Below are 19,763 nucleotides of genomic sequence, written 5' to 3' on the forward strand. Positions count from 1 at the left end.
GTCGGATCGCGACTCAGCGACGGCGGAGCGCGTAGGCCGCGTAGCCGACCGCGGCGAGCAGCCCGGTGAAGAGCAGGCTCCCGGTCGCGGCGGGCGTGGTCGTGACGTACTGGCCGAACGGGTCGGTAAGCGCGATCACGCCCACGGTGAGGACGACGCCGATCAGGATCGTCACCGCGCCGAACGCCTTGAACGCCGCGTCGAGGTCGATACGCGAGGAACGCGATGAGTGACTCATACCTCCGGGTACGCGTTCCACACATAAATGGACGGATGCGGATTCTCACGCGCGGAGAACACGTCGGCTCGGAGTCACGACAGATCGTGTAGAGAGATCCCACGGAAGCGGGCATACGTGACTGGCCACTGGAACGCCCCGATCGACGATCGGACCCTGCCGCGACGCGGAGGCCGACTCGCCGAAGCGGATCGGCTCCCAGTCCGTGGATCGTCGTCTCTGGTTCGAGTATCCGTAAATAGTATTCGTACGTTATCCATCGTTTCCCGTCTCTCACGCGAATATAGTATTGTGCTAAGAACCCAAAACCGTTATATCTCCCTGTCGGCTACCGTCGGGTACATGACCGACATCGATCGACCGACTCGACGCGGAACGCGGGCGGCGAGAGGCGGAGGGAGCCGATGACCGGGACGGGACTCCTCGCGGGCGCGTCGCCGTCGGTACGGGCGCTCGCGGTGATCGGCGTCGTCCTCCTCGAGGCGATCGCCCTCTACGCCGGGTACGGGGCCGTCGAGGAGGCGGTCGGGTCGGCCGTCTTGGACCGGCTCGCGAACGGGAGATGATCGGCCCGTTCGGGACGGTCGAACCCCTCGGACTCGGCCCGGAGATCTTCGGCCTGTTCGTCGCCTTCGGCTTCATGGTCGGCGTGTTCTTCGGGTTCTTCGGGATGGGCGGGTCGTTCCTCGTCACGCCCGCGCTCCTGATCCTGGGGTACCCGGCCCCGGTCGCCATCGGCAGCTCGATGGCGTTCGTGTTCGGGACCGCCGCGATCGCGACGATGAAACACCACGACGCCGGGCAGGTCGACTACAAGCTCGGCGCGCTGATGTTCGTCGGACTCACCGTCGGCATCCAGATCGGGAGCCGACTCGTCTTCGGGCTCGAGGTGTTGGGGATCGCGAACGTCGTGGTCGGCGTCGCGTACGTGATACTGCTCGCGGCGATAGGCGTGTTGTTCACGCGGAGCGCGCTCGACGCCGAGGACGACGGCGGTGACACGGGCGAGGGAGACGACGAGAACGGCGGAAGCGACGAGAACGGCCGAAGTGACGGCGACGGTGAAGACGACGCCGACGAGGTCCCCGCGCTAGCCCGGCGGATCCAGTCGTACGAGGTCCCGCCGATGACGACGCTCGCGGACGGGAGTCGGGCGTCGCTGTGGACGATCTCCGGCGTCGGCGGCGTGGTGGGACTCGTCTCCGGCTTCCTCGGCGTCGGCGGCGGATTCGTCCGCATGCCCGCGATCTACTACGCCATCGGCACCTCGCTCGCGGCCGCCGTCGGGACGAGCCTCTTCGGGGGGCTCATGTCCGGGGCGGTGGGGGCGTTCACCTACGGACGCGCGGGCGTGATCGACCTCGGGATCGTCACGGCGCTGCTCGTCGGCAGCGCGCTCGGCGCGCGGATCGGCTCGAGCGCGACCGCCTACGTCGACGAGGAGGACGTGACGGTCTACTTCGGGCTCATGCTGCTCGTCGCCAGCGCCGCCGTCGGGATCGGCGAGCTCTCCGTGTGGCTCGCGATGCCCGTCCTCGACCGGCTCAGCTTCGTCCTGTTGATCGGATCCGCGCTGCTCGTCTGTGCGACCATCCTCTATCACGGGGCGCTCGCGGTGCGGCGGACCCGCGGCGTCCCCGGTTCTCCCCGGCGCGGCGAGTGAGCGGCCCGTTCGGCGGTGGATTCCCCCTCGTTTTTCCCCCGGATGAGAGTATTGTATCGAATATCCAAAACCGTTATGAGCGTGGGGCGTGTACCTATCGGTGATGACGCAAACCAGCGAATCCGTGCCGACCGAACCCGTGGCGCTCGAGAGCGCCGACGACTTCGACGACTTCGTCGCCGACCACGACGTCGTGCTCGTGGACTTCCACGCCGACTGGTGCGGGCCCTGTCAGATGATGGAGCCGGCGGTCGAGGCGGTGGCGGCCGAGACGGACGCGGCGGTCCTCAAGGTCGACGTGGACCGGCATCAGGGGCTCGCCGGCGAGTACGGGGTCCAGGGGATCCCGACGCTTCTGGTGTTCGTCGACGGCGAGATCGCCGACCGGATGGTCGGCGCGCAGACCGAGGACGCCCTCCGGGAGGCCGTCGCCGGGCGATCGAGCGCATGATCGCCGCGAGCGCGACGAACCCGACGAGCCCGACGAGCCCGACGACGCGGGAGGGGCCCGCATGACGCCGCGCGAGATCCGGGCGGACGTTCCCGCGCTGGACGAGGAGACGGCGTACCTCAACTACGGCGCGCACGGGCCGAGCCCGGAGTACGTCGTCGACGCCGCCGCCGACTTCCTCGCCGACCACGAGTACGACCCGATCGGGACCGACCCCTACGAGCGCGCGTTCGGCACCTACGAGACGGTCCGCGAGCGGATCGCCGACTTCCTCGGAGCCGACGCCGAGGAGATCGCCCTGACGGAGAGCACGACCGACGGGATCGCGCGGATCGCCGCCGCGATCGACTGGGAACCCGGCGACGTCGTCGTCCGGACCGACCTCGAACACCCGGCCGGCGTGCTGCCCTGGCGGCAGCTCGAGGAGGAGGCCGGGATCGAGGTCCGCGTCGTCGAGACCGAGAACGGTCGGATCGACCGCGACGCCTACGCCGACGCGGTCGCGGACGCGCGGCTCGTCTGTTTCAGCGCGATCACCTGGACGCACGGCACCCGACTTCCCGTCCGGGACCTCGTGGAGATCGCGAACGACGCGGGCGCGTTCACCCTCGTCGACGCGGTCCAGTCACCGGGGCAGGTCCCCGTCGACCTCCACGAGTGGGGCGCGGACGCGGTCGCGGGTGCCGGCCACAAGTGGCTGCTCGGGCCGTGGGGAGCGGGCTTCCTCTACGTCGACCGCGCGGTCGCCGAGGGGATGACGCCGAGTTCCGTCGGCTACCGCGGGGTCGAGACGCCGACCGCCCACGACATCGAGTACGCGCCCGGCGCGAAGCGCTTCGAGGTCGGCACCACGACGCCGGCGGCGCACGTCGGGCTGCTCGAGGGGATCGACGCGATCGAGTCGGTCGGCCTCGACGCGATCACGAGCCGGATCGAGGACCTCACCGACCGCCTGAAGGCGGGCCTCGACGGGGAGCGGCTCCTGAGCCCGACCGAGTACGAGACCGGGCTCGTCACCGTCGACGTCGCGGAGCCCGAGGCGACCGTCGAGCGACTCCTCGAGCGGGGGATCGTCATCCGGGACCTTCCGCACCCGGACGCGGTCCGCGTGTCGGTCCACGCGGTCTCGACGGAGCGGGAGATCGATGACGTCGTCGCGGCGCTTTCCGAGGAGCCGTAGACGGCGACGAGACGCCCGCCGTTCCGTCGACGGCACGACCGCCGTTCCGCCGTCGACGACGGGACCGACCGATTTTTGCGCGGTCGGCACAATACAGTCGTATGGGATTTCACACGTTCGACGCCGACCGGGCGGCGAAGCTCGAGGACCCCGAGCGCTACGCCTGGGTCTCCCGCGAGGAGCTGATCGACGCGGTCGACCCCGCCCCCGACGGGACGGTCGCCGACCTCGGCAGCGGCACGGGCTTTTACACCGACGACGTCGCGCCCCACGCCGGGACGGTGTACGGCGTCGACGTCCAGGCGGCGATGCACGACCGCTACCGCGAGAAGGGGCTCCCCGAGAACGTCGAGCTTGTCGAGAGCGACGTGGCCGACCTGCCGTTCGACGCGGGCGCGCTCGACGCCGCCTTCTCGACGATGACGTTCCACGAGTTCGCCGACGACGACGCGGTCGCCGAACTCGCCAGGGTGTTGCGGACCGGCGGTCGCCTCGCGACCTTCGACTGGACCGCCGACGGCGACGGGGTCGCCGGACCGCCGCTCGACGAGCGGTACGACCTCACGGACGCGACCGAGATGCTCGAAGACGCCGGCTTCGAGGTCGTCCACGGAACGACCCGCACGGAGACGTTCGCGGTCGTCGCGCTGGCACCGTGAGAGCGAGGATCTGAATATCCTTTGTGAGTTCTCGACGGGCGGTACGTTCCGGCCCGATTTCTATCAGTACAGTCAAAATAACGAGCGATCGCCGGAGCGGTGGCGCGCCGGTGAGTGCCGCGGAGCGGCACGAACCGCCCGCGAGGGACGCCACGAGCGCTTGAAAAGCGCGAGTGGCGAGGCTGGGGAGGCGTGAGGTGCGGGGCGGTACGGTTGGGTGGGACTCAAAGGGGCAGTCGCGAGGACGACGCCCGGCGACGGAAGCACCACAGCGAAGGAGCGGGAGCGACTGAGCGAGGAGCGCACCGAGCCGCGCGAGTCCTCGCGGCTGGGGCTTTGGAGACGTTCACCGCGCCAGCAACGATCCCGAACCGATCGACCCGATATCTCTCAAAACAACCGTTCTATAAGCACGCTCCAACGAGCGGGCGTTTCAAACGAATCCTGTCGAAAAACGTATTCAAACGGATCAGAATCCGGATCTCGACCCGTCACTCTACGTGCTCGTCCACCCACGCGGCAAGGTCGTCGCCGGGGATGAACCCCTCCGCACGCCGGGCGACCGGCTCGCCGTCGACGAAGAGGACGAACAGCGGGACGCTTCGCACGTCGAAGCGCTCGACGAGCGGCGGGTCGTCGCGGGGGTTGAGAAGCGCCACGTCGACGTCGACCGTGCGCGCGACGTTCCCGAGGACGGGCTCCATGCTCGCGCAGATCCCGCAGCCCTCGGTGTAGAACTCGACGAGCGCGGCGTCGGTGCCGGCGAGGAACTCGTCGAGAGCGACCTCGTCGGCCAGCGCGGTCGGCCGATCGCGGGAGCCGTTCCCGACGCGATCGTCGCCGCCGGACGACACAGTATTGGAGTTCATACACACTATTGATGTCGAGACGGCATAAAGGCTCGCTTCCGAAGGACCCGTCAGTCGTCGCTCGGCGCGGCGGCGGGCGCGCCCTCGGCGTTCCGGCTGCGCCAGAGCCCTTGAGCGTACGCGCCGACGAACATGCCGCCGATCGCGTAGAGGATCGGCCAGTTGCCGACGCCGAGGCTGGCGTAGGCCGCGCCGGGACAGATCCCGGAGAGCCCCCAGCCGACGCCGAAGACCGAGCCGCCGACGAGGACGTTCCGGTCGAACGACTTCAGTCGCCGGCGGTACGGTCGACCCGTCAAGGGGGCCGACTCGCGCAGCCTCGGCAGCGTCCAGAACGCGATCCCCGCGACGATCGAGCCGCCGAACATCACGAACAGGAGGCCGAGGTCGTCGAACGTCAGGAAGGCCAGGACGACCTCCGGCCGGGCCATGTGGCTGAACCCGAGCCCGAAGCCGAACACGAGCCCGCCGAGGAGGACGAGCGGCATGAAGAGCGGGTGTCGGCTCACGGGGCCACCCCCAGCGCCGCGACGGCGTTCGCGGTCAAAATCGCGACGAGGAGGAACGTCGCCACGCCGACGAGCGAGGTGCGCGAGACCGACCCGACGCCGCAGATGCCGTGGCCCGAGGTACACCCCTTCCCGACGCGGGTGCCGATCCCGACGAGGACCCCGCCGACGAACAGTCGCCACGGCGAGACCCCGGTGGTCCAGGCGCTGCCCGCGACCGACCAGGGGTCGCCCTGGTAGATCAGCGCGTAGACGGCCGCGCCGCCGATTATCCCCAGGGTGAAGACGACGCGCCAGTCGCGCGAGGAACGGTACTGCGCGAACCGCGAGCGCCCCGAGACGTACGAGAGCGTCGACTCGAGGAACGTGCTCGCGCCCGCCGCGATCCCCGTTCCGAGGTAGATCAGGACGGTGCCGAGCCCGACGAGCAGCCCGCCGATCGCGTACCGCGAGACCCCGTTGGGAAACAGCGCGTCGACGGTGCCGGCCCCGAGCAGGTCTGCGAGAGCGGAGGCGATCATCGGCGATCACCGCCGGTCGTGGTCGGGCCCGTCGCGTGCCGGGTCACGGTCGGGTCGCGGACCGCGATCGGTTCGGGGATCGCGATCTGATCGGGAGTCACGGTCGGGTCAGTCGTCGCTCGTGAGCGCATCCTGGCTCGCGGCGCAGTTGTTCGGGCCGAGCTCGAGCGCGAACGCCTCGTCGTCGTCGACGGGGTTCCGCCCGAGGTTGGTTGCGATGACCTCCTCGTAATTGGCCGGTCGGGGGGCATGTCCGCGAGGACGGTCTCGACGAAGGTAGCCTCGTCGGCCGAGAGCGCGTCCATGCGCTCGCGGAGGTCGCCGATCGACGCGGTGTAGGTGCCGTCGGCGGCCGGCTCGGCCGCGTCGCTGAAGTGCGCGCCGCCGACGAGGACGTCGTCGCCGACCGTCAACACGCGGTTCCGAAGCGAGTCGTACAGGGTCCGGGCGGCCGCGGGAGCGCCCTCGTCGCCCTCCTCGAGGTCGGGGCGGGCGACGCTCTCGACGAAGAGCCCGTCGCCGGTCGCGAGCAGGCTCCCGCCGAGCAGATAGGAGGTCATCCCGGTGGTGTGGCCGGGCGTGAACACGGTCTCGATCGTCGCCTCGCCGACCGCGAACTCGTCGCCGTCGGTCGTCAGCGTGACCTCGTCCGCGTAGGTGACGCCGCGGTCGGCGGCGGCGGACGGCAGGACCGCCTCGACGCCCTCGGCGGCCAGCTCGCGGAGCCCGGAGACGTGGTCCGCGTGGACGTGCGTGTCGAACGCGTACGTCAGCTCGACGCCGAGTTCCGCGGCGTCGGCGAGGTAGCGGTCGGTGAACGCGCGGAGCGGGTCGATCACGGCGGCCTCGCCGTCGTCGTACAGCAGGTAGGCGAGACAGCCGCTCGAGGGACGCTGGTACTGGAGGAGCGTTCCCGGCCCGTCGTAGCCGGTCACCTCGTGGGCCTCGTAGATCGACGCCCAGCCGTTCATGCCGTCCTCGAGGTGGTCGACGTCGTAGCCGCGGTCGGCGAGCGCGCCGGCGACGTACTCGCTCGCGCCGCCCTTCGCACACAGCACGGTGACGTGCTCGTCGTCGGGGATCGGCCCGAGGACGGCGTCGTCGATCTCCTCGTCGAGGAAGTGGAAGTAGGGCGCGTTGATCGAGTCGACGCTCTCGCCGTCGATACGCCACTCCTCGTAGTCGCTCGACGTCCGCGCGTCGAGCAGCATCACCGACTCTCCGGCGTCGATGCGGTCTTTGAGCGTTTCGGGTGCGATCGAGTCGACGTCCGAGTCCGGCGTCGGAAAGTCCATCTCGTCTGCGTCCATGTACGCCCTCCACTATCGGACGTATCGGCTTAAGCTTTCTCATGATAATGTACAATATATACAATATTTAGATGTTGGACGAGGAACCGATACTCGAACCTAAACGAGTTGAAACAGCAGTTTAGTCGGGATTCACGCGAAGTACTCCGAGATACGGCCGAATCGAAACGTGGTGTCGTTCAGTAGTTCAGGTCAATCACAAGAATCGACACACTTATCTCCGAACATTCAATATTGTGCTACATCCCCAACACGGGGACCGCAACCATGAGCACGGAAACCGCGACCGAGACGCTCGACGTGAAGGGAAAGAACTGCCCGATGCCGGTCATCGAGACCAAGGGGGCGTTCGACGGCCTCGAGGTCGGCGACGTCCTCGAGGTCGTCTCGACCGACTCGGGGAGCATGAGCGACATCGAGGGGTGGGCGGAATCGACCGCGGGTGCCGAGCTGGTCGACCAGGAGGAGGCCACCGAGGACGGGACGGCGGTGTACAAACACTACGTCCGGAAGGCGGAGTGAGATGAGCGCGGACACACAGTCGTCCGAGGACGGCGAGTTCTCGCCCGACGACGTCGCCGACCTGCGCGCGCAGGTCGAGGCGCTGGAGACCGAGGTCGACGACCTCCGGAGCGAGGTCGACGACGGAGGCCCCGGAAGGATGGTGATCATCGCGACAAAGGGGACGCTCGACATGGCGTACCCGCCGCTGATCCTCGCGAGCACGGCCGCCGCGTTCGGCTACGACGTCACCGTCTTCCACACCTTCTGGGGCCTCGAGATCCTCCACGAGGAGAACTCGAAGGACCTCGGGTTGAGTTCCGTCGGCAACCCCAACATGCCCGTTCCGAACGCCATCGCCGCGCTCCCGGGGATGGACCGGATGACGGCGCGGATGATGCGAAACCGGATCGAGGACAACGACGTGGCCTCGGTCGAGGAGCTGATCGAGACCTCCCTCGCGAGCGGCGTCGACCTCCAGGCGTGTCAGATGACGATCGATCTCCTCGGCTACGACGAGGACGACTTCTACGACGGCGTGACGACCGGCGTGGGCGCGGCCTCCGCCTTCCGGGACATGGCCGAGGCCGACGTCCAACTCCTCGTTTGAACCGCCCAGGCGGCACGCGACCGGCCCGCTTCGACTGAGCCGTTTCGGCCCGACTCGCTTCGACCCGACTCGCTTCGCCAGAGCGAAGCGAACGGATCCGTCAGGACTCGTTTTCCGGCGACCGCGACCGCCCGATCGCCTTCGAGAGCGCGAGCACGTAGCCAAGCCCGTACTGTATCTCGGGGTCGCGGAGCCCGCGTGCGAGCCCCACGGCACCCACCTTCGACGGCTCGCTCCGCTGGGCCGCGCCGAGCCCCGCCAGGAGCGTCTTCGTTCCCTCGCGGACCTCCTCGTCGGCCGCGGCGTCCGCGACCTCGCCGAGGGCGGCCCCGGTGCCCGCGAGCGACCGAACCATCCCGTCGTCGAGCGCCGCGGTCGCGAGCGAGCCGACCTGCCCCAGCTCCGCGAGCTCGTCGAGGGTGCCGCTCCGCTGGAGTTCGATCAGCGTCTCCATCGCCTCCCGGAGCTCGTCGCCGTTGTCGCCGACGGTCGCCGCGAGTTCGACGGTCTCCGCCGTCGCCAGCCCGTCGGCCGACTCCGCGAGCGTCGACGCCGTGCCCGCGAGCTCGACGACCATCTCGTCCGTGAGCGCGGCCTCGCCGAGCGCGAGCACGTCGAGCAGGTCGTTGACCGCGTCGAGCCGGTCGAGGAACGTCGCGACGGCCTCGGGGTTCTCGGCGACGAGCGCCTCGAGCTCGTCGCGGTCGAGGTCCTCCCGACCGACGTCGTCCGCCCTCCCGGCGTCGTCCGCCCTCCCGGCGTCGTTCGCCTCCGCGACGTCGTCCGCCTCCTCGGCGTCTTCCCCCGACATCTCAGAGCAACCCCCGGGCGGTGAGCCAGTAGGCCTCGTTGTACGCCAGCTTCGACCAGTGGAGCTTCTCCGAGGGCGGCGCGGGCGACGGCGGGTTCTCGTAGTCGAACTCGACGAACGACGCCGCGTCCATCCCCGTCTCGACGAAACAGAGCGTCTTGCCGTCGTACGTCGCCGTCGCGGGGCGGCCGCGGACCTCGCTCGCGATCCGCCGGGCCACGACGCCCGCCTGGTAGTGGGCGACGCTGCCCGCGTTGGGGACGCCCGTCGTCGCGGCGTCGCCGATCGCGTAGACGCCCTCGGCGCGCTCGGCCTCGAGCGTGTGCTTGTCGACGTCGACCCACCCGCGGTCGCCGAGGTCGGCCTCCGCGACGACGTCGACGCCGCGGTGCGGCGGGACGCCGACGAGGAGGTCGTAGTCGAGTTCGGTCCCCTCCATGGAGGCGATCGTCCCCGCGTCGGGATCGACCGCCTCGACGTTGAAGAACGTCTCCACGCCGATGTCGCGCTCGTCCATGAGCGGTCGCGCCCACTCCGCGATGTTCGCGTTCCCGTGGACGCGGCCGATCGGGTAGGTGTAGGTGATGTCGACGTCCTCGCGCAGCCCGCGCTCGCGGAACCAGTCGTCCGCCATGAAGACGAACTCGAGGGGCGCCGCGGGACACATGTGCGGCGTGCCGACGACGCTCAAGACGAGGTGGCCCGCCGTCATCGAGAGCAGCTCCTCGCGGAGCGCGACCGCGCCGGACTCGGAGTAGTAGTCGTGACCGCCCTCGGCGAGTCCGGGGACCTCGGCCGGCGCGAGCGTCGACCCCGTCGCGACGACGAGGTGGTCGTACGCGAGCGGACCGGGACCGTCGCGGAGCGCGAGCTCCCTCGCGTCCGTGTCGATCCCGGTCACCCGGTCGACGACCACATCGACCCGGGAGTCGACGAGCTCCCGGAGCGGCCGCCGGCCGTCCGCGGGCTCGCGCTGCCCGAACGGGACGTACAGCCACACCGGCTTGTACACGTGGTCCGGGCCGTCGTTGATCAGCGTCACCTCGACGTCGCCGGCGTCGATCTCCGCGGCGAGCCGGTCGGCGAGGTCGTTCGCGAGCACCGTCCCGCCGGTGCCGCCGCCGAGGATCGCGATCCGGTCGACCATCCTACGCGACCTCCACGTAGAAGCCGTAGTCGTCGCCCGACTCGTCGAGGGCGAGCAGCTCGTTGTCGGTCTCGTCGACCCACTCGGAGACGTCCGTGAGCGACTCGTCGTTGTCGCTCAAGAGCAGGATCACGTCGCCGGGGGCCGCCGAGCGGACCCGGCCGATGAGATCCATCAGCGGACCGGGGCAGGCGGCCGCGCGCGCGTCGACCGTGTCCGTGGGCTCGATGTCGATGTCGGTCATGGTACGCGCGGAGGTTCGACCGCCGCGGAGATAGTATTGTATAGAAGTTCCAAAATTATGGAATCGTGCTGGAACTTATATACCCCGCCGACGCGGCGGACGCGAGCGTCCGGAGAACTCGGAACGACTCCGGGGGAGAACGACGGCTACTCGCCGAGTTCGTCGCGGAGGTCGCCCATCGTGACCTCGCGTTCGGCGTGGGCGTTGTGCTGGTGGATCGACTCGTCGTTCGACTGTTTCATGCGGATCACGGCGTCGTCGGCGAGGTGCCCGAACTCCGCGAGCGTCCCCTCGGCGAGCGCGCGGACGCAGTCCTCGACGAACTTCGCGTTCGCGTGTGCGTGGTAGGTCATGTGGTCCTCGTCGGGGCGTTTGGCCATGTTGTAGATCCGCGCGCTCATCGAGTCGCGGGCGACGTCGATCACGTCGCGGAGGTCGACCTCGGGGCTGCCGTCCGTGGTGATCGTCAGGGTGGCGTGGCCGCGCTGGGAGTGGCCCGGCTGCGGGACCGCCTCGAGGAAGGCGTCGGTCGTCTCCTCGTCGACGCCGAGCTCGGCGAGCTTCTCGCGGGCACGAGACTCGCTCATCCCCTGCGAACAGGGACACACCGTCATCCCCGTGACCTCCGCACCGATCTCGGCGCGGGTTCCCTCCTCCGTCGCGGTCGCGCTGGCGACGATGGTCGCCGTGCTCTGGGTCTCGAGCCCGGAGGCCGGGGTCTCCTCGCGGGTGACGAGCTCCGCCGACATCGACACCTCGGCGGTGGTGGTGTAGTCGTGTTTCTCCAGGAGCCGCTCGGCGGCGTCGCCACAGACGTCCTCGACGCGGTAGGCCTCCTCGCGGGTGATGTCCTCCAAGATCTCGTCTATCGTCGCGAGGTTCCGTGACATGTCGATCCCCTTGCGGCCGCTCGGGAGGTCGACGAACACCTCGAACTCGGCCATGAGAACGATCGGTCGGTCGTCGCCGCGGGCGATCTTGACGAGTTTCTCCACGCCGGTGACGCCGACCTGCGAGAGCCCGACGGTGACGTCCGGGGCCGACGCCTGTACGTCCGGCAGCTGATGACTCATTACGAACGTACCAGGGGAGACGCGTGATTATGGCTTTCGATGAAGGGTCTCGCGTCGGGTTCTCCTGGAGAGCGAAGCGTCGCTTCGTCCGCCGTCGAAGGTCATCCGGTCGTGTTCACTCCCGCTCGTCGCGGCTCGACTCCCGTTCGGCGTCCAGCCGTTCGGCTTTGAGCTCGCGAACCTCCCGCTCCACGTCGAGGGCGTCCAGCTCGTCGAGGCTCGCACTCACCGCGTCGCCGGCGCGGTCGGTGCCGTGGGCGTCGCCGCTTCCGGCCGCGCGACCCGCGCGATCGTCGCCTCCGGCGTCGCGATCGGCGCTGCTTCCCCCGTCGCCGTCGGCGGGCTCGCCGTCGTCGCCGCCGACGTTCGCGTCGCTCTCGTTCCGGGTCGCGGCCGCGCCGCCGCCGCCGAGACGGGCGTCGAGCCGCCGGACGAGCACGTAGACGGTTCCCGCGGCACCGACGGCGACGCCGCCGTAGGCGACGAGCAGCGCCTCCGCGCCGAACCGGGCCTCGAGTATCGGCCCCGCCAGCCACGCGAACACGCAGACGCCGACGAGAAACGCGGTGGCGAACGGAACGGCTCTGTCCATGGCTCGGATTCGGTCCGAGCGCTCAAAGCCGCGTCGCTCGCCGCTCGGGCGCGTAACGCACCATTTATAACTGCGGCAGCGGAACCGTACCCCAACGACCATGCCGAGTTCCAATGGACCCCAGAAGGCCACTCGAGACAAGCTGTCGAACAAGCCGAGAGACCGCGGAACCTCGCCGCCCCAGCGCGCGATCCAGGAGTTCGAGGAGGGCAGCCGAGTCCACCTCAAGATCGACCCGAGCGTCCAGGAGGGTCGCTTTCACCCCCGCTTCGACGGCCGAACCGGCACCGTGATCGGCAAGCAGGGCGCGGCGTTCAAAGTCGAGATCACGGACGGCGGCAAGACCAAGACGCTCATCGTCCGCGCCGCCCACATGAGCCGCCAGCAGTAAGATGACGATCTTCAAGGAGAAGCTCGACGAGGAGTACCTCACCACCGCGGAGGCGAAGGACATCCTCGGCGAGATCGAGGCCGACCGCGCCGCCGACGAGGACCGCGAGCTCCGGTACGAGCTGGCCCGCGCGATCGAACACGTGAACCGGTTCGGCCACCTCGACGCCGAGGAGTCCCGCGAACTCGTCGAGGAGCTTGCCGACCTCGAGCGGATCGACGTCCCGACCGCGGTCAAGATCGCCGACCTCCTTCCCGAGGACCGCACGGAGCTCCGCTCCGTCTTCGCACAGGAGCGGTACTCGCTCGACGGCGAGGAGCTCGACGAGGTCCTCGACGTCGTCGCGAAGTACGCCTGAGACGACGGATCGGCTGCGTCGCCCCGGTCGGTACCCGGCGTTTCCCCGACGGCAGCGGTTTTTTACCCCTCGGACGCGCACCCTGTTGGCATGAGCGACCACTCGACGGACGCCGCCGACGAGCGCGACTCGGCCCCCGAGGGCGGGACGGAGGAGCGCTCCGTCGCCGTCCTCCTCGACGTTCTCCCGAACGGCCGGCCCGACGACGGCCGACCGGGCTACCAGAAGTCCCCGGTCGCGTACGCGCTCGGCGAGCCGTCGTTCGGGCTGTACGAGCTGTCCCTCGAGGAGGACGCGGACGTCTCCGTGAGCGACCGGATCGACCTCGACGGGCCGGCCGTCTCGCGGTACCGCAGGGTCGAGTTCGAGGACCTCACCCGGAACGCGGCCGCCGAGATCGAGTACGCCGTCGAGGCGATCGTCGACGCGGACGAGCGCCGGTTCGTCGACTTCTACAACGAGGCGGAGCCGATCACGCTCCGGCTCCACCAGCTCAACCTCCTCCCCGGGATCGGCAAGAAGCTCCGGAACAGGGTCCTCGACGAGCGGAAGCGCGGCCCCTTCGAGAGCTTCGAGGAGGTGGAAGACCGGATCTCGGGGCTCCACAGCCCCCGCGAGGTGATCCTCGAACGGATCGTCGAGGAGATCCGCGAGGACGACCTGAAGTACCGGACGTTCGTCGACCGCGGGGAGTGAGGCGGGCTCCGGGGGCGGCACGGCGGCCCGCGCCCGACCGCGCCGAAACGGGACTTTTACCCCGAACCGACGTGTAGCGCGGCCATGACCGATCGATCGGCGGGGGCCGCGGACGCGTACGGAACCCGTGACCCCGACGCGCTCGCGCGGCGGGCGGGCACCCGCGCGGACCCCGACAACGATCAACACTTCCTCGTCGACGACCGGGTCCTCGACCGACTGCCGACGTATCTCCCGGAGGACGCGGACGCGAGCCACCTCCTCGAGGTCGGCGGCGGCGCTGGCGCGCTCACGGACCGGCTGCTCGCGGCGGCGGGCGCGAACGACCCGGACCCCGCCGGCCGGGTGACCGTGATCGAGCGCGACCCACCGTTCGCGGCGTTCCTCCGCGAGGAGTTCGCCGACGCGGTCGAGTCGGGGACCCTCGAGGTGATCGAGGGGGACGCGCTGTCGGTCGATCTGCCCGCGTTCACCGCCTGCGTCGCGAACCTCCCGTACGGGATCTCCTCGGAGATCGCCTTCCGGCTCCTCCCCGAGAAGCGGCCGCTCGTGTTGACCTTCCAGGCGGAGTTCGCCGACCGGATGGTCGCGTCGGCCGGCGAGTCCGAGTACGGCCGGCTCTCCGTGTCCGCACAGCACTACGCGGACCTCGAGGTCGTAGAGCGGATCCCCAAGGAGGCGTTCGACCCCCAACCGGCCGTCGAGAGCGCGGTCGTCCGGTGTACGCCGCGGGACCCCGACTACGAGGTCGGCGACGAGGCGTTCTTCCTGCGGTTCGTGAAGGCGCTTTTCACCCAGCGGCGCAAGACGGTCCGGAACGCGATCCGCAACACGGCGCACATCTCGGGGCTCGACCGGCCCGACGCGGTCGTCGACGCGGCGGCGGAGGACCTGCTCTCCCGGCGACCGGGGACGCTCGACCCCCCGGCGTTCGCGGCGTTGGCCGAACTCGCCCGCGAGCACGGGTCGCCGGCGGAGGCGTGAGACGATGACCGACCGGACTCGAACCGAACGGTATCGGACCGGAGGCGACCGATGACGGCCGGAGCGGAGACCCTCGTCGGCGTGCTCGCCGACGTCGAGCGCCTCGTGAGCGGGAACGCCCGGCGCATTCTGATCAGCGCGGCGATCCTCGCGGTCGTTGTCGGCAGCAGGCTGGTCGTCGGACGGGTGAAACGACGGGAGGAGGAGCTCTCCTCGAAACAGCGGCTCGCGCTCTCGACGGCCGTCGCCGGGACCACCGCCGCGGGGGTGCTCTCGCTTCTCGTCGTCTGGGAGCGCAGCGGGGCGCTCGTCGACGCGTTCCAGTCGGCCGCGATCGCGGACCAGCTGTCGAACGTCGTGCTCGCGGTGATCCTGCTCGCGAGCGCCTACGCGGTCACCGACTTCCTCGGGGGCGTGATCCGCGAGCTCTCCGTCGAGAGCACGGCGATCTCCGAACACCAGGAGGAGGTGCTCCGACGGATCGTCCAGTTGACCGTGTACACCCTCGTCGGGCTCGTGACCATCGGGCTCTTCACCGACAACGTCGGCAGCCTCCTCGTCGGGGCGGGGTTCCTCGGGATCGTGATCGGGATGGCCGCGAGACAGACGCTCGGGGCCGTCCTCGCCGGGTTCGTGCTGATGTTCTCGCGCCCCTTCGAGGTGGGCGACTGGGTGTCGATCGGCGAGCACGAGGGGACGGTCACGGAGATATCGATCATCAGCACGCGGCTCCGCTCGTTCGACGGGGAGGTCGTGACGCTTCCCAACGACGAGGTGCGCGCCGGCGCGGTCATCGACCGGTCGCGGCGCAACCGGCTCCGGATCGAGGTCGAGGTCGGCGTCGACTACGCGACCGACCTCGACCGGGCGACGGAGGTCGTCGAGGAGGCGGTCTCGGGGCTGGACGGGGTGGCTCGAATGCCCCAGCCGGACGTCGTGACGAAGCGGTTCGCCGACTCGGCGGTCGTCTTCGGCGTCCGCTACTGGATCACGAACCCGAGCATGCGCAAGCGCTGGCGGACCCAGACCGCGGTCATGAGCGCGATCAAGACCGCGTTCGAGGAGGAGGGGATCACGATCCCCTTCCCGCAGCAGACGCTCTCGAGCCGCACGAAGGGGGCCGACGCCGAGATGGAGGCCAGGATCGGCGGTGCCGCCGAGGGCGAACCCACGCCCGCCAAGGGATCCGACGGCTCGGAGGGATCGTGAACCGCCTCGACCGCGACGGGCCGACGGTGTATCAGCCCGCCGAGGACTCCGGACTGTTGGCCGAGGCGGCCCTCGAGACCGCACACGGCCGCGTGCTGGAGGTCGGTACCGGCTCCGGCTGGGTCGCCGAACGCGTCGCGGCGGAGCGCGGACTCCGCGTCGTGGGCAGCGACCGCAACCCCCACGCGGCGCGGGAGGCGCGCGGTCGCGGCGTGGAGGCGGTCGTCGCCGACCTGCTCGACCCGTTCCGCGCCGACGCGTTCGACACGGTGTGTTTCAACCCGCCGTACCTCCCGACCGACCCCGAAAACGAGTGGGACGACTGGATGGAGCGCGCGCTCTCGGGCGGCGAGTCCGGACGGGAGCTCATCGAGCCGTTCCTCGACGACGTGGGTCGGGTGCTCGCGCCCGACGGCGTCGTCCTCCTGCTCGTCTCCTCGCTCACGGGGTACGAGGAGGTGCTGGCGCTGGTCGAGGCGGCCGGCTTCGGCCACGAGGTCGCGGTCGAGGAGTCGTTCCCGTTCGAGACGCTCAGCGTGTTGCGGCTCGAACGACGCGTCTGACCCTCGCGTCGTCGCCGGTTCCATCCGCCTCGAACCGGTCCGGGTGGATCAGGGCCGCGAGCGCCTCCAGCGTGTCGACGACGCGGTGGCTGTGGCGGTTCAGGTAGGCGGTGCCGTCCATCGCGAACACCCGTCCCTCCCGCACCGCGGCCACCTCGTCGAGCGACTCGCGGTCCAGCAGGTCGCGCGCCCGTCCGTGAGCCTCGTCGACGTCGGCGCTACAGGGGCCGACGACGAGCACCTCCGGGTCGAACGCGCGTAACTCGTCCGGGTCGACCTTGCGCGACCGCTCGCCGGCCGCCACGAGGCCGGGCTCGCCGCCGGCGAGGCGGACCAGGCCGGGGATCCAGAGCCCGCCGTGGCGGATCGGGTCCGTCCAGTCGAGGACGGCGACGCGAGGGGGGTTTCCGGCGGGTCGATCGCCCGCGTCGTTCGTCCCCGCGGTTCCGCCCGGAACCGCGTCGACGACGGCGTCGATGCGGGTCTCGAGGTTGGCGCGCAGGTCGGCCGCCGCGTCCGGGCGACCGACCGCCCCGCCGATCCGCTCGACGTTCGCGAGCACGTCCGCGAGGTCGTCGGCGTGGACGTCGAGCACCGCGGCGTCGAGGTCGAGCCGCTCGACCGCCCGGCGGGCGAGGCCGGCGTCGAGCGCGCAGACGGCACAGACGCCCTGCGTGAGGATCGCGTCCGGGTCGGCCGCGGCGAGCGCGTCGCCGTCGAGGTAGTAGGTGTCGTCGTGGACGGCGATCCGGTCGATCCCGTCGGGATCGCTCTCGAGGTCGCGAACGAGTCCGGTGAGCGTCGGCCGGGCGGCCGCCGCCGGCGGGTGATCGCACTGGTGGGAGACCGCGGCGGGCGTGACGCCGAGCGCCGCCGCGACCTCCGTCGCCGAGGGGAAAAGCGAGACGACGGACATGGATCGCGGTTCGACGCGACGCGTACTAAGGGTTCGGCTCCGATCTCCCCGATCGATGGGATAACCGAGAAGCATGAAACAGGTTCGCAAATATTATACAACGGCATATCTAACGCTCGGTGATGACTGAACGAGTCGCGGCCACGCCGGGGATCTATCCGCTCCCGGACTGGGCGAAAGGGACGCTCTCGGACCTGAAGGGCCACCAGAAGGGCGACCTCCTGAGCGGCGACGAGGGAGGGGAGATCGCCGAAACATACGACGAGGTCCGCGCGGAGTTCGTCGACGACCAGCTCGAGGCCGGCCTCGACCGCGTCGTCGAGGGAGAGGGCCGCTGGGACGACATGATCGCGCACCCGCTGACGGTCCACGAGAGCGTCGAGACCGGCGGGATCGTGCGGTACTACGACAACAACAACTTCTACCGCGACCCGCGCGTCGTCGACGACCTCGGCTTCTCCGGCGACGTCGCCGCCGAACTGGAGGCGGCCGCGGACCTGATCGCCGGGACGGACGCCGGCGACGCCCCGCTCGCGGCGACGCTGCCCGGCCCGTACTCGCTCGCGACGCTCGCGACCGACGAGCACTACGGCGACGAGGGGGCGTTCCAGGCGGCGATCGCCGACTTCCTCGCCGGCGAACTCGAGGCGTTCCCCGCCCACGAGACGCTGTTCCTCCTCGAGCCGTCGCTGGTGACGAACCCGCCGGCGGACGGGACGGAGGAGCGGGCGACCGACGCGATCGCGACCGTCGCCGGCGCGACGGACGCCGACGTGGTCGTCCAGACCTACTGGGGCGCGCTCGACGAGAAGCTGTACGCCCACCTCGTCGACGAGGCGGACGCGGACGCGCTCGGGCTCGACCTGGTCGCCGGCGACCGCGACGACACCGTGTACAACGTCCAGGAGTACGGCGCGACCGACTCGGTCTCGCTCGGGCTCGTCGACGGCCAGAACACCCTGATCGAGGAGCCGGAGACGGTCGCCGAGCGCGTCGAGTGGTTCGAGGGACAGGTCCCGGCCGCCGACTTCGAGACGACCTACCTGACGCCGAACACCGAGCTGTTCTACCTGCCGGAGAACAAGTACCGCGCGAAGCTGAACGCGCTCGCCGCCGCCACGGAGGTGTTAGAGTAATGGTCCGCAACCCGTCCGCCAACCGCGCCCAGTTCCGCCCGACCGACCACCCGAACGAGTCGTTCCTGCTCACGACCGTCGTCGGCTCCTACCCGAAGCCGAAGTGGCTGAACCGCGCGGACGAACTCGTCGAGGATCCCGACTCGAAGTTCGACGACGACGACCTCGAGGAGGCCCACGACGACGCCTGCCGGCTGATCACCCACGAGCACGAGCGCGCCGGCCTCGACACCGTCGTCGACGGCGAGATGCGCCGCAACGAGATGGTCGAGTTCTTCGCCGAGCGCATCGACGGCTACGAGTTCAACGGGCCGGTAAAGGTGTGGGGTCACAACTACTTCGACAAGCCGAGCGTCGTCGAGGACGTCGCCTACGACGAGCCGTGGCTCGTCGACGAGTTCGCGTTCACCACGAACGTCGCCGAGAGGCCGGTGAAGGTCCCGATCACGGGGCCGTACACGCTCGGCTTCTGGGCGTTCAACGAGGCGTACCCCTCCACCGAGGAGCTCGTGTACGACCTCGCGGACCTCGTGAACGAGGAGATCGAGAAGCTCGTGGAGGCGGGCGCGCGCTACGTCCAGATCGACGAGCCCGCGCTGGCGACGACGCCGGAGGACCACGCCATCGTCGGCGAGGCGCTCGACCGGATCGTCTCGGGCATCGACGAGGACGTGCGGATCGGCCTCCACGTCTGTTACGGCGACTACTCGCGGATCTACCCCGAGATCAACGACTTCCCGATAGACGAGTTCGACGTGGAGCTGTGTAACGGCGACTACGAGCAGATCCCGACGTTCCAGGATCCCGAGTTCGAGCCCGACCTCGCGCTCGGCGTCGTCGACGCCCACACCGCCGAGATCGAGCCGGTCGAGGAGATCAAAGCGAACATCCGCCAGGGCCTGCGCGTCGTTCCCCCCGAGAAGCTGACGATCTCGCCCGACTGCGGGCTGAAGCTGCTGCCCCGCGAGATCGCCTACGGCAAGACCGAGAACATGGTCGAGGCCGCCCGGCAGGTCGAAGCCGAGATCGACGCCGGCGAGATCGACCTCGACGCGCCGCTCGCCGACGACTGAGCGGTCGGGTCGGGGAGCGGTCGCCCGTCGGGGTCCGACGCCGATCCCGACGCTATCTC

The 19,763-nt window shown here is 69.8% G+C and carries 25 protein-coding genes and 1 pseudogene; 15 read left to right on the forward strand and 11 right to left on the reverse strand.

Translation table 11 applies throughout. The annotated features are described in order from the left end of the window. Window positions 1–13 precede the first annotated feature (13 nt). Window positions 14–238: a hypothetical protein gene (locus AXA68_RS00870; RefSeq protein ID WP_066411539.1), complete on the reverse strand. Its 225-nt coding sequence runs from the start codon at window positions 236–238 to the stop codon at window positions 14–16. 404 nt (window positions 239–642) lie between these two features. Here AXA68_RS00870 and AXA68_RS16975 point away from each other — a divergent pair, with 404 nt between their 5' ends. From AXA68_RS16975 to AXA68_RS00890, 5 genes are all read left to right on the forward strand, one after another. Continuing rightward, window positions 643–804 carry a DUF7512 family protein gene (locus AXA68_RS16975; RefSeq protein ID WP_198530004.1) on the forward strand — a complete coding sequence of 54 codons (162 nt, stop codon included), beginning with the start codon at window positions 643–645 and terminating at the stop codon, window positions 802–804. Beyond that, window positions 801–1,901, forward strand: coding sequence for a sulfite exporter TauE/SafE family protein (locus tag AXA68_RS00875; RefSeq protein WP_066411542.1), 1,101 nt, complete (start codon window positions 801–803; stop codon window positions 1,899–1,901). The genes AXA68_RS16975 and AXA68_RS00875 overlap by 4 nt, the downstream gene beginning before the upstream one ends. A gap of 103 nt (window positions 1,902–2,004) precedes the next feature. Next, window positions 2,005–2,352, forward strand: coding sequence for a thioredoxin (gene trxA, locus AXA68_RS00880; RefSeq protein WP_066411545.1), 348 nt, complete (start codon window positions 2,005–2,007; stop codon window positions 2,350–2,352). A 61-nt stretch (window positions 2,353–2,413) separates the two neighbouring features. Next, on the forward strand, window positions 2,414–3,532 hold the full coding sequence (locus tag AXA68_RS00885; RefSeq protein WP_066411547.1) for an aminotransferase class V-fold PLP-dependent enzyme: 1,119 nt from the start codon (window positions 2,414–2,416) through the stop codon (window positions 3,530–3,532). Between the two features lie 101 nt (window positions 3,533–3,633). Then, entirely contained in the window at window positions 3,634–4,191 is a 558-nt protein-coding gene (locus AXA68_RS00890; protein ID WP_066411550.1) for a class I SAM-dependent methyltransferase, read from the forward strand. Window positions 4,192–4,682: 491 nt separating this feature from the next. On the opposite strand, the gene AXA68_RS00895 is transcribed toward AXA68_RS00890, so the two are convergent. From AXA68_RS00895 to AXA68_RS00910, 4 genes and pseudogenes are all read right to left on the reverse strand, one after another. Then, entirely contained in the window at window positions 4,683–5,060 is a 378-nt protein-coding gene (locus AXA68_RS00895; protein WP_066411552.1) for a thioredoxin family protein, read from the reverse strand. Between the two features lie 50 nt (window positions 5,061–5,110). Further along, the gene (locus AXA68_RS00900) at window positions 5,111–5,548 is read right to left on the reverse strand and encodes a YeeE/YedE family protein (protein ID WP_066411553.1); all 438 of its coding nucleotides are present in this window, start codon (window positions 5,546–5,548) and stop codon (window positions 5,111–5,113) included. A gap of 17 nt (window positions 5,549–5,565) precedes the next feature. Then, window positions 5,566–6,090 (reverse strand): YeeE/YedE family protein, encoded by a 525-nt coding sequence (locus AXA68_RS00905; RefSeq protein WP_066411555.1) that lies wholly within the window; start codon window positions 6,088–6,090, stop codon window positions 5,566–5,568. A gap of 108 nt (window positions 6,091–6,198) precedes the next feature. Next, window positions 6,199–7,400 (reverse strand): annotated as a pseudogene (locus AXA68_RS00910) (MBL fold metallo-hydrolase). Between the two features lie 267 nt (window positions 7,401–7,667). Here AXA68_RS00910 and AXA68_RS00915 point away from each other — a divergent pair. Continuing rightward, window positions 7,668–7,922, forward strand: a complete 255-nt coding sequence (locus AXA68_RS00915; protein WP_066411557.1) for a sulfurtransferase TusA family protein — start codon at window positions 7,668–7,670, stop codon at window positions 7,920–7,922. Between the two features lies 1 nt (window position 7,923). Continuing rightward, entirely contained in the window at window positions 7,924–8,511 is a 588-nt protein-coding gene (locus AXA68_RS00920) for a DsrE/DsrF/DrsH-like family protein (protein WP_066411566.1), read from the forward strand. A gap of 100 nt (window positions 8,512–8,611) precedes the next feature. Here the strand turns inward: AXA68_RS00920 and AXA68_RS00925 are convergent, their stop codons facing one another. The 5 genes from AXA68_RS00925 to AXA68_RS16570 form a co-directional block, all read right to left on the reverse strand. Further along, complete coding sequence (locus AXA68_RS00925) at window positions 8,612–9,322, reverse strand: DUF1641 domain-containing protein (protein ID WP_066411568.1); 711 nt, start codon at window positions 9,320–9,322, stop codon at window positions 8,612–8,614. A 1-nt stretch (window position 9,323) separates the two neighbouring features. Then, window positions 9,324–10,469: an NAD(P)/FAD-dependent oxidoreductase gene (locus AXA68_RS00930; RefSeq protein WP_066411569.1), complete on the reverse strand. Its 1,146-nt coding sequence runs from the start codon at window positions 10,467–10,469 to the stop codon at window positions 9,324–9,326. Window position 10,470: 1 nt separating this feature from the next. Next, window positions 10,471–10,713 carry a sulfurtransferase TusA family protein gene (locus AXA68_RS00935; protein WP_066411571.1) on the reverse strand — a complete coding sequence of 81 codons (243 nt, stop codon included), beginning with the start codon at window positions 10,711–10,713 and terminating at the stop codon, window positions 10,471–10,473. A 146-nt stretch (window positions 10,714–10,859) separates the two neighbouring features. After that, entirely contained in the window at window positions 10,860–11,786 is a 927-nt protein-coding gene (mptA, locus tag AXA68_RS00940; protein WP_066411573.1) for a GTP cyclohydrolase MptA, read from the reverse strand. 115 nt (window positions 11,787–11,901) lie between these two features. Next, a complete protein-coding gene (locus AXA68_RS16570; RefSeq protein ID WP_066411576.1) occupies window positions 11,902–12,378 on the reverse strand; it encodes a hypothetical protein in 477 nt (158 codons plus the stop codon). A 100-nt stretch (window positions 12,379–12,478) separates the two neighbouring features. Between AXA68_RS16570 and AXA68_RS00950 the strand changes: the two genes are divergently transcribed. The 6 genes from AXA68_RS00950 to AXA68_RS00975 all read left to right on the forward strand — a co-directional run bounded on the left by AXA68_RS00950 (window position 12,479) and on the right by AXA68_RS00975 (window position 16,579). After that, window positions 12,479–12,769, forward strand: coding sequence for a 50S ribosomal protein L21e (locus AXA68_RS00950; RefSeq protein ID WP_066411578.1), 291 nt, complete (start codon window positions 12,479–12,481; stop codon window positions 12,767–12,769). 1 nt (window position 12,770) lies between these two features. Next, complete coding sequence (locus tag AXA68_RS00955; protein ID WP_066411581.1) at window positions 12,771–13,127, forward strand: RNA polymerase Rpb4 family protein; 357 nt, start codon at window positions 12,771–12,773, stop codon at window positions 13,125–13,127. Between the two features lie 90 nt (window positions 13,128–13,217). Next, complete coding sequence (locus AXA68_RS00960; RefSeq protein ID WP_066411584.1) at window positions 13,218–13,823, forward strand: DUF655 domain-containing protein; 606 nt, start codon at window positions 13,218–13,220, stop codon at window positions 13,821–13,823. Window positions 13,824–13,907: 84 nt separating this feature from the next. Next, entirely contained in the window at window positions 13,908–14,807 is a 900-nt protein-coding gene (locus tag AXA68_RS00965) for a 16S ribosomal RNA methyltransferase A (RefSeq protein WP_066411586.1), read from the forward strand. A gap of 51 nt (window positions 14,808–14,858) precedes the next feature. Beyond that, on the forward strand, window positions 14,859–16,016 hold the full coding sequence (locus AXA68_RS00970) for a mechanosensitive ion channel family protein (RefSeq protein ID WP_066411587.1): 1,158 nt from the start codon (window positions 14,859–14,861) through the stop codon (window positions 16,014–16,016). Beyond that, window positions 16,013–16,579: a HemK2/MTQ2 family protein methyltransferase gene (locus AXA68_RS00975; RefSeq protein WP_232745034.1), complete on the forward strand. Its 567-nt coding sequence runs from the start codon at window positions 16,013–16,015 to the stop codon at window positions 16,577–16,579. The genes AXA68_RS00970 and AXA68_RS00975 overlap by 4 nt, the downstream gene beginning before the upstream one ends. Here AXA68_RS00975 and AXA68_RS00980 read toward each other — a convergent pair. Beyond that, window positions 16,548–17,495 (reverse strand): ABC transporter substrate-binding protein, encoded by a 948-nt coding sequence (locus AXA68_RS00980; RefSeq protein WP_066411590.1) that lies wholly within the window; start codon window positions 17,493–17,495, stop codon window positions 16,548–16,550. The two genes, AXA68_RS00975 and AXA68_RS00980, sit on opposite strands and share 32 nt — an antisense overlap. A 122-nt stretch (window positions 17,496–17,617) precedes the next feature. Here AXA68_RS00980 and AXA68_RS00985 point away from each other — a divergent pair, with 122 nt between their 5' ends. Beyond that, on the forward strand, window positions 17,618–18,631 hold the full coding sequence (locus AXA68_RS00985) for a 5-methyltetrahydropteroyltriglutamate--homocysteine methyltransferase (RefSeq protein ID WP_066411593.1): 1,014 nt from the start codon (window positions 17,618–17,620) through the stop codon (window positions 18,629–18,631). Then, the gene (locus tag AXA68_RS00990) at window positions 18,631–19,704 is read left to right on the forward strand and encodes a methionine synthase (RefSeq protein ID WP_066411596.1); all 1,074 of its coding nucleotides are present in this window, start codon (window positions 18,631–18,633) and stop codon (window positions 19,702–19,704) included. The genes AXA68_RS00985 and AXA68_RS00990 overlap by 1 nt, the downstream gene beginning before the upstream one ends. Window positions 19,705–19,763 lie beyond the last annotated feature (59 nt).

This window comes from Halorubrum aethiopicum, assembly GCF_001542905.1.
Classification (GTDB): domain Archaea; phylum Halobacteriota; class Halobacteria; order Halobacteriales; family Haloferacaceae; genus Halorubrum; species Halorubrum aethiopicum.

Bases quoted from the DNA above. Each gene is read 5' to 3' on its own strand.
- AXA68_RS00870 (WP_066411539.1), bottom strand. From the start codon at position 238: ATGAGTCACTCATCGCGTTCCTCGCGTATCGACCTCGACGCGGCGTTC.
- AXA68_RS16975 (WP_198530004.1), top strand. From the start codon at position 643: ATGACCGGGACGGGACTCCTCGCGGGCGCGTCGCCGTCGGTACGGGCG.
- AXA68_RS00875 (WP_066411542.1), top strand. From the start codon at position 801: ATGATCGGCCCGTTCGGGACGGTCGAACCCCTCGGACTCGGCCCGGAG.
- trxA (WP_066411545.1), top strand. From the start codon at position 2,005: ATGACGCAAACCAGCGAATCCGTGCCGACCGAACCCGTGGCGCTCGAG.
- AXA68_RS00885 (WP_066411547.1), top strand. From the start codon at position 2,414: ATGACGCCGCGCGAGATCCGGGCGGACGTTCCCGCGCTGGACGAGGAG.
- AXA68_RS00890 (WP_066411550.1), top strand. From the start codon at position 3,634: ATGGGATTTCACACGTTCGACGCCGACCGGGCGGCGAAGCTCGAGGAC.
- AXA68_RS00895 (WP_066411552.1), bottom strand. From the start codon at position 5,060: ATGAACTCCAATACTGTGTCGTCCGGCGGCGACGATCGCGTCGGGAAC.
- AXA68_RS00900 (WP_066411553.1), bottom strand. From the start codon at position 5,548: ATGCCGCTCGTCCTCCTCGGCGGGCTCGTGTTCGGCTTCGGGCTCGGG.
- AXA68_RS00905 (WP_066411555.1), bottom strand. From the start codon at position 6,090: ATGATCGCCTCCGCTCTCGCAGACCTGCTCGGGGCCGGCACCGTCGAC.
- AXA68_RS00915 (WP_066411557.1), top strand. From the start codon at position 7,668: ATGAGCACGGAAACCGCGACCGAGACGCTCGACGTGAAGGGAAAGAAC.
- AXA68_RS00920 (WP_066411566.1), top strand. From the start codon at position 7,924: ATGAGCGCGGACACACAGTCGTCCGAGGACGGCGAGTTCTCGCCCGAC.
- AXA68_RS00925 (WP_066411568.1), bottom strand. From the start codon at position 9,322: ATGTCGGGGGAAGACGCCGAGGAGGCGGACGACGTCGCGGAGGCGAAC.
- AXA68_RS00930 (WP_066411569.1), bottom strand. From the start codon at position 10,469: ATGGTCGACCGGATCGCGATCCTCGGCGGCGGCACCGGCGGGACGGTG.
- AXA68_RS00935 (WP_066411571.1), bottom strand. From the start codon at position 10,713: ATGACCGACATCGACATCGAGCCCACGGACACGGTCGACGCGCGCGCG.
- mptA (WP_066411573.1), bottom strand. From the start codon at position 11,786: ATGAGTCATCAGCTGCCGGACGTACAGGCGTCGGCCCCGGACGTCACC.
- AXA68_RS16570 (WP_066411576.1), bottom strand. From the start codon at position 12,378: ATGGACAGAGCCGTTCCGTTCGCCACCGCGTTTCTCGTCGGCGTCTGC.
- AXA68_RS00950 (WP_066411578.1), top strand. From the start codon at position 12,479: ATGCCGAGTTCCAATGGACCCCAGAAGGCCACTCGAGACAAGCTGTCG.
- AXA68_RS00955 (WP_066411581.1), top strand. From the start codon at position 12,771: ATGACGATCTTCAAGGAGAAGCTCGACGAGGAGTACCTCACCACCGCG.
- AXA68_RS00960 (WP_066411584.1), top strand. From the start codon at position 13,218: ATGAGCGACCACTCGACGGACGCCGCCGACGAGCGCGACTCGGCCCCC.
- AXA68_RS00965 (WP_066411586.1), top strand. From the start codon at position 13,908: ATGACCGATCGATCGGCGGGGGCCGCGGACGCGTACGGAACCCGTGAC.
- AXA68_RS00970 (WP_066411587.1), top strand. From the start codon at position 14,859: ATGACGGCCGGAGCGGAGACCCTCGTCGGCGTGCTCGCCGACGTCGAG.
- AXA68_RS00980 (WP_066411590.1), bottom strand. From the start codon at position 17,495: ATGTCCGTCGTCTCGCTTTTCCCCTCGGCGACGGAGGTCGCGGCGGCG.
- AXA68_RS00985 (WP_066411593.1), top strand. From the start codon at position 17,618: ATGACTGAACGAGTCGCGGCCACGCCGGGGATCTATCCGCTCCCGGAC.
- AXA68_RS00990 (WP_066411596.1), top strand. From the start codon at position 18,631: ATGGTCCGCAACCCGTCCGCCAACCGCGCCCAGTTCCGCCCGACCGAC.